Genomic DNA, 6,541 nt, shown 5'->3' with positions numbered 1-6,541 from the left:
GTGTTTTTTCACGGTACAAATTTTCTGCCTTTTTCTGCTTATTCTGCGCCAAGCTATGTGGTCGTGCATAGTTGTAAGTATGTCAACTTAGTTGGCCGAAGAAGAGGCATTAAGAAATACTTCTATCACAAGCTTTATCAAAAAATTTATTCTAACAAACATTTGCTTTGCGTCTCTGATAGCGCAAAAGAGGATATGCTTGCTTTGATTAAAGCCAAACCGCAGTCTATTGAAACGATCTACAACGGCTTTGATTTCGAAAAAATGAAAGCCCTTGCGCAACAGCCTTGCGCGCTTGAGCTACCCGAGAAGTTCATTATGTCTGCTGGGCGGCCTGATCGCACCAAGCGTTTCGATGTGCTGCTTCGTGCCTTTGCTGAGTCGTCATCAAGAGAAACGCACGACTTGGTTATTTTCGGAGAGGGGCGGGGATTGCCAGAACTGCAGCGGCTCGCGAAGGAGCTCGGAATTGACCATCGCGTTCGGTTTCTCGGGTTTTACTCTCCTCTAAATGCGGTCTATCAGCATGCGAGCCTTTATGTGCTGAGTTCTGATATTGAAGGCTTGCCTACCGTGATTGTCGAAAGCATTGTGGCCGGAACCCCAGTGGTGAGTACCGATGCAGGTGGGGCGCGTGAACTGTTAGCGAACGGCTCCGCTGACTATGTTTGTGAGAAGGGAAACCACAGAGAGCTCGCCAAGTTGATCGATCGGGCGCTCGAAGAAGACAAACCGGTGAGTGCAGAGATGCTTTCTTTTCTTCAATCCGATAAAGTCGCTCTACACTATATCTCCTGTGCCGAAAGACAGGCTCGGAATGCTCGCTATGATTAAAAACTCCGATATTACCGTTGTGGTTCAAGGGCCTGTTGTGGCGAGCCCTGATCGGGCTATGGACGAGGGCATTACCGAGAAGTGTCTGACCAGCGTTCGTCATCACCTGCCAGGGGCGCATGTTATTTTGTCGACATGGCAGGGCCAACCGGTCGAAGGCTTAGATTACGATGAGCTTTTGTTAAATGAAGATCCGGGTAGCAATATCACGGAATATACCGCAGACGGCAAGCCCGATGCATCCAACAATAATCGCCAGATCGTTTCTTCTCGAGAAGGGTTGAAGCGAGTAAAAACGCCTTATGCGATGAAGTTACGTTCTGATAACTATCTAGTGGGTGATCAGTTCAAATTTCTGCAAGCGTCCTTTCCAGAGCGCTGTGAAGAAGATCGCTTTCTCAGCGAGCGGGTCGTGGTGAACAACACCTTTACCAGAGCTTACGCCAGATCAAGGAGAGTTGCGCTACACATGTGTGACTTTTTTTACTTTGGGCGAACCGAAGATGTTCGCGCGTTATGGGGTATGAGTAATTTGCCTGATCTCGCTTATGACCAAACACGCAATGGCCAAAAGCAATATTGGGGCGCGCCGCATTACAAAATAGATTGCACGCAAAAACTCTTGCTTGTTGCTCTTCAGCAGTATGATGCCAGCTTGAATGTAGAGCACCTTCACGACGCACCGGACGATCTCATTGCGCGCTCAGAACGAATTTATGCCAATAACTTTGTGATTGGTGAGCCCGAGCTGATTGGTTTAGGGCTATGTAGCAAATTTGGCCCTCAAGAGCGGGCGAACCGCCTTAGTGGACGCCTCACTTATGTGAACTTCGATGATTGGCAGGTGCTTTACAAAAAATATTGTGATGCAGAGTTTCCGCTTGGGATGGCGCCATTGCGGATTCGAAAGCGGAACTTTCTCCGAGCTTTTCTGCTTGCCGCAAAGTTATTGGAAGAGGCGCTAAAGAGGCTCAAGAAGAAGGCTTAAAGCAGATAGGCTATTCTGCCGTCTGAGAAGACAATATAGATAGGTTCAAACACATTATATGAAAATACTGGTAACAGGCGGAGCGGGTTTTATAGGGTCTGCTTTGATAAGACACCTTATTCAGGACTGCGAGCATCACGTTTTGAACGTTGATAAGCTCACTTATGCCGGTAATTTAGAGTCTTTAAGCTCGATTGAAGGTCATGAACGCTATCGGTTCTATCAGGCGGATATCGCCGATCGAGAGCTTATGTCGCGTTTGGTTAATACGTTTGAACCAGATGCGATTATGAATCTCGCGGCAGAGAGTCATGTAGATAGATCTATTGATGGTGCAGCCGATTTCATCCAAACGAACATAGTGGGTACATTTCAGTTATTGGAAGTTGCTCGTCAATATTGGACTTCCTTAAATAGTGATCAGCAAAGCGCGTTTCGCTTTCATCATATCTCGACGGATGAGGTTTACGGTGATCTCGAAGACGATGGCTCACTATTTACTGAATCGACCTCTTACAAACCCAGCAGTCCGTACGCGGCTACGAAAGCGTCTAGTGACCACTTAGTGAGGGCTTGGAACCGGACATACGGCTTGCCAGCAATTGTCACCAACTGTTCCAACAATTATGGGCCGTATCACTTCCCTGAAAAGCTTATTCCGTTGATGATTTTGAATGCGCTTGAGGGAAGGCCGTTGCCTGTCTATGGCAATGGACTTCAAATTCGCGACTGGCTTTATGTTGAAGATCATGCTCGAGCCCTTGTTCGCGTTATCGAAGAGGGGAAGGTGGGCGAAACATACAATATCGGTGGTAACAACGAAGTTCGAAACATCGATGTTGTAAAAGGTATTTGTTCCATTCTAGAAGAGCTCAGACCTTGCCTTCCTGTCGGCGTTGAACGATACGTCGATTTGATTCAATTTGTTGCCGACCGGCCAGGGCACGATCTTCGCTATGCGATTGATTCGTCCAAGATTCAGTCTGATCTTGGGTGGCAACCAAAGGAAAGCTTTGAAACGGGCTTGAGAAAAACGGTTGAGTGGTTTTTGGAAAACCAAGACTGGTGGCAGCGCGTGCTTGATGGGTCTTACAATCGAGAACGACTAGGCATCAGCGACTAGGCATCAGCGACAAGGAGCAATGATGAAGGGCATTATTTTGGCGGGTGGTTCGGGAACGAGGCTCCATCCGATTACGATGGGAGTCTCCAAACAGCTTTTACCTGTCTATGACAAACCGATGATTTATTATCCCTTGTCTGTTTTGATGTTAGCTGAGATTCGCGACATATTGATCATTACGACGCCAGATGATCTGGCGGCTTTTCAGCGATTGCTCGGAGACGGCAGTCAGTTTGGTGTGTCTTTGTCGTATGCTGTTCAGCCCAGTCCAAACGGGTTAGCGGAAGCGTTTATTATTGGCGAAGAATTTATTGGAAACGACTCGGTTAGTTTGGTGCTTGGCGATAATATTTTCTATGGGCAGGGCTTCAGACCGAAACTAAAACTGGCTGCACAGCAAGACTCCGGCGCCACCGTTTTTTGTTATAAGGTAAAAGATCCTGAGCGTTTTGGTGTTGTGGAATTTGATGAAAACTACAAAGCGCTATCCATTGAAGAAAAGCCAGAGAAGCCAAAGAGCAAGTATGCGGTTACCGGTTTGTATTTTTATGACAACGACGTGGTCGAAATAGCGAAAAATATCAAACCTTCTCACCGCGGAGAGCTGGAAATTACTTGTGTGAATGCGGAGTACTTGAACGCAGGTAAGTTAAATGTTGAGTTGCTTGGGCGTGGTTTTGCTTGGCTTGATACGGGAACTCATGACAGTTTGCTAGAAGCCTCTCATTTCGTGCAAACGCTTGAACATCGTCAGGGCTATAAGGTTGCCTGCCTAGAAGAAATAGCGTTTAAAGCGGGTTGGCTGAGTGAAGCAGATGTTTTGAAAACGGCTGAAAAGTTTATCAAAAACAGTTACGGACAATATTTGAAAGAGATTTTAGATGGGCATTAACCCCACGGAAAGTGATGTGAGAGAGCTGCTTTTCTCAAGTTTAGGGGACTCGAGAGGGGAATTAATAGCGCTGGAGCAGTTCAAAGAAATACCTTTTGAAATTAAAAGGATTTACTACATTTTCCAAACTGCAGAAAACGTGAAAAGAGGGTTTCATGCTCACCAGAGTTTGAAGCAGGTAGCGATTGCTCTATCTGGGTCCTGTGTTTTTGATGTCGAAACCGAGAGCGGAAGCTCCTCCCATTTGTTAGATTCCCCCAGTAAAGGTTTATATATGGGCGGGTTAGTGTGGCGAGAGATGCGCGATTTTAGCCATGACTGCGTGCTGCTGGTTATTGCTAGCGAATGCTATGATGAAGCCGATTACATTCGTTCATACGATGCGTTTAAGCATCAAAAGAGTCTTCTTGCTCAGTAGCAATCAATGATCTGCTGTCATTCCGCCAAATACAAAGAAAGGTATAGAAGTACACATGGTTGAGTTCTTAGATTTGAAAGCTGTTAACGCGCAGTATCGAAGCGAATTGATAGCGGCGTGTGAAGAGGTTGTCGATTCTGGGTGGTATATTCAAGGCGAAAAACTGTCTTCTTTTGAGCATCGTTTTTCTGGTTGGTGCGGCACAAACTATTGTGTCGGTGTGGGCAATGGGTTTGATGCGCTTCGCTTGATTATGCGTGCATGGATGGAGCTAGGGCGTTTGAACCGTGGTGATCACGTGCTTGTTCCCGGGAACACCTATGTGGCAAGTGTGCTCGCAATTACCGAGTGCGGGTTAGTTCCAATCTTCGTTGAGCCCGACGTGTCAACGTATAACCTTTCACTAGAACAAGTACAAAAGCAGGTAACCTCCAAGACCAAGGCAATCATGCCTGTGCACTTATACGGGCAGCTCTGTCCTATGCAAGAGCTTAGCGCTTGGGCGAAAGCAAACGATATTCTCGTGATTGAGGATTGTGCCCAGGCTCACGGTGCTGCGCGTGAAGGCATTCGAGCTGGTGCTTGGGGCGATGCGGGCGCGTTCAGCTTTTATCCCGGAAAGGTTCTAGGTGCGCTGGGTGATGGTGGAGCAATCACGACGGACGATTCTGAGCTTGCGGACACGCTTCGCTCACTGAGAAACTACGGGTCTGAAGAGCGCTATGTTCATGGTTTGCAAGGTGTGAATAGTCGTTTGGATGAAATTCAAGCTGCGATGCTGTCCGTTAAGTTGAAGTATCTGGATCAAGAGATTGCGGTAAGGCGAGCGATCGCTCAGAAGTATCTAACAGATATTTCGTCTAAATTTTTAACGCTACCTTATAGCGGAATCACTGAAGAACATGTTTGGCATTTGTTCGTTGTGCAGTGTGAAGCGCGTGATGCGCTCCAAGCTTACCTTGCTGATAATGGCGTGAAGACGCTCGTGCACTATCCGATCCCTGCGCATCAACAGAAAGCCTACCCCCATTTTAATGACCTTTCTTTGCCCGTGACTGAGAGGCTGAGCCGCACTGTTTTAAGCTTGCCGATATCGCCTTGCATGACGGAACAAGAAGTTGAACACGTGATTAAAGCCGTTAATGGGTTCTCAGCATGACGTTATCCAATGGGCAACCGAAGGTACTCGACGACGTCGTATTTATTTGTTTTGTATATAATCAAAAGAAATTTGTGCGCGAAGCGATAGATTCAGCAATCAATCAGACGTGCTATCCCTCGCGACTCATCATTATGGATGATGCTTCATCAGATGGAACTCAGGAAGTCATTGAGGATGTCATTAAGTCGGCTCCGTCGGAGCTGACTATCGAGTATTGGCGTAATGACCAGAACCTTGGCTTGAATGCGCAGCTAAACAAATTGTCTGGGCAGTTCGAGAATACGCTTATGGTGTTTCAAGCGGGTGATGATATCTCGGAACCGACGCGGGTGGAGGAAACCTACGCATGTTGGCTAGCGAACGACCGGCCACCGCTTATTGTTGCAAGATATGATGAGATTGATGAAAGCGGCGACATGGTTTCTTCCTTCTCTGCGTCGGCCAAGCCGCAAAAAAAATACACATTCAAACGCTTAGTGAACAGGCGAGCCACTATTTATGGATGTTGCCCCGCGTATCATTCGCAGGTGTTTAACCATTTTGGTCGAATACCAAGCTATATAATCAATGATGACAGGGTTAATACATTTAGAGCGCTTTGTTTGGGAAACATCTGTTACCTTCACACGTCACTCTTAAAATACCGCGTCGGTATCGGGGTTTCTTTTTATGATGACGTCGCAAAAGATGACCAGCTTTACCGCTTAGTCACGGATGCCAAGCGTGAGGTGAGCGACATAAAGTGCCATCTCAGTGATTTAGACGCGGCTCCACGCAAGGACAAAAAATACATCTCGAAGCTGCTCATGCGCAGAAACAGGTATGTAATGTGGCTCTCAGCCCTAGAGCAAGCGCCTTCCTTTTCAGATGTACTGCGCGCCATTCTCTCAGGCGTGCCAATCAAGCCTGTATGGAAAGCTTATAAGAAGCTTAGAAAGTAGGCCTAGGGCGAAACGTTGTTCGGCTAGTTGTTTCGGGCTTGTGCTAATCGGTTTAAACGGATTTCGCGCTGTCTAATGGCAACGTGTAAGTATCGATCGCTAACCCTCTACCACCAAAGCTCTCTTTTTGCGCAATTAGGCCGCCGTTAAGGATGGTTCCGTTCTCTTCGGTAGAGATGCCAA

The 6,541-nt window shown here is 47.0% G+C and carries 7 protein-coding genes; all 7 read left to right on the top strand.

The window, feature by feature from the left end:
- The coding region (locus tag A3751_RS01955; protein ID WP_231876818.1) for a glycosyltransferase at nucleotides 1-834 on the top strand (834 nt) is incomplete at its 5' end.
- A complete protein-coding gene (locus A3751_RS01950) occupies nucleotides 827-1,822 on the top strand; it encodes a WavE lipopolysaccharide synthesis family protein (protein ID WP_068451524.1) in 996 nt (331 codons plus the stop codon). The genes A3751_RS01955 and A3751_RS01950, both read left to right, overlap by 8 nt.
- A gap of 58 nt (nucleotides 1,823-1,880) precedes the next feature.
- Nucleotides 1,881-2,945, top strand: coding sequence for a dTDP-glucose 4,6-dehydratase (gene rfbB, locus A3751_RS01945; RefSeq protein WP_068451521.1), 1,065 nt, complete (start codon nucleotides 1,881-1,883; stop codon nucleotides 2,943-2,945).
- A gap of 22 nt (nucleotides 2,946-2,967) precedes the next feature.
- Entirely contained in the window at nucleotides 2,968-3,837 is an 870-nt protein-coding gene (gene rfbA, locus A3751_RS01940) for a glucose-1-phosphate thymidylyltransferase RfbA (protein ID WP_068451518.1), read from the top strand.
- A complete protein-coding gene (locus tag A3751_RS01935) occupies nucleotides 3,827-4,255 on the top strand; it encodes an FdtA/QdtA family cupin domain-containing protein (RefSeq protein WP_068451516.1) in 429 nt (142 codons plus the stop codon). The genes rfbA and A3751_RS01935 overlap by 11 nt, the downstream gene beginning before the upstream one ends.
- Before the next feature lie 55 nt (nucleotides 4,256-4,310).
- Nucleotides 4,311-5,414 carry a DegT/DnrJ/EryC1/StrS aminotransferase family protein gene (locus tag A3751_RS01930; protein ID WP_068451512.1) on the top strand — a complete coding sequence of 368 codons (1,104 nt, stop codon included), beginning with the start codon at nucleotides 4,311-4,313 and terminating at the stop codon, nucleotides 5,412-5,414.
- The gene (locus tag A3751_RS01925; protein WP_068451509.1) at nucleotides 5,411-6,358 is read left to right on the top strand and encodes a glycosyltransferase; all 948 of its coding nucleotides are present in this window, start codon (nucleotides 5,411-5,413) and stop codon (nucleotides 6,356-6,358) included. Before A3751_RS01930 ends, A3751_RS01925 begins: the two co-directional genes overlap by 4 nt.
- Nucleotides 6,359-6,541 lie beyond the last annotated feature (183 nt).

Source organism: Oleiphilus sp. HI0080, from assembly GCF_001635135.1.
The sequence above is the reverse complement of the archived record's forward strand: the minus strand, read 5'-3'. Positions and strand labels throughout refer to the sequence as shown.

What these genes read in the sequence shown, in the direction of transcription:
- A3751_RS01950 (WP_068451524.1), top strand. Translation starts at nt 827, where the DNA reads ATGATTAAAAACTCCGATATTACCGTTGTGGTTCAAGGGCCTGTTGTG.
- rfbB (WP_068451521.1), top strand. Translation starts at nt 1,881, where the DNA reads ATGAAAATACTGGTAACAGGCGGAGCGGGTTTTATAGGGTCTGCTTTG.
- rfbA (WP_068451518.1), top strand. Translation starts at nt 2,968, where the DNA reads ATGAAGGGCATTATTTTGGCGGGTGGTTCGGGAACGAGGCTCCATCCG.
- A3751_RS01935 (WP_068451516.1), top strand. Translation starts at nt 3,827, where the DNA reads ATGGGCATTAACCCCACGGAAAGTGATGTGAGAGAGCTGCTTTTCTCA.
- A3751_RS01930 (WP_068451512.1), top strand. Translation starts at nt 4,311, where the DNA reads ATGGTTGAGTTCTTAGATTTGAAAGCTGTTAACGCGCAGTATCGAAGC.
- A3751_RS01925 (WP_068451509.1), top strand. Translation starts at nt 5,411, where the DNA reads ATGACGTTATCCAATGGGCAACCGAAGGTACTCGACGACGTCGTATTT.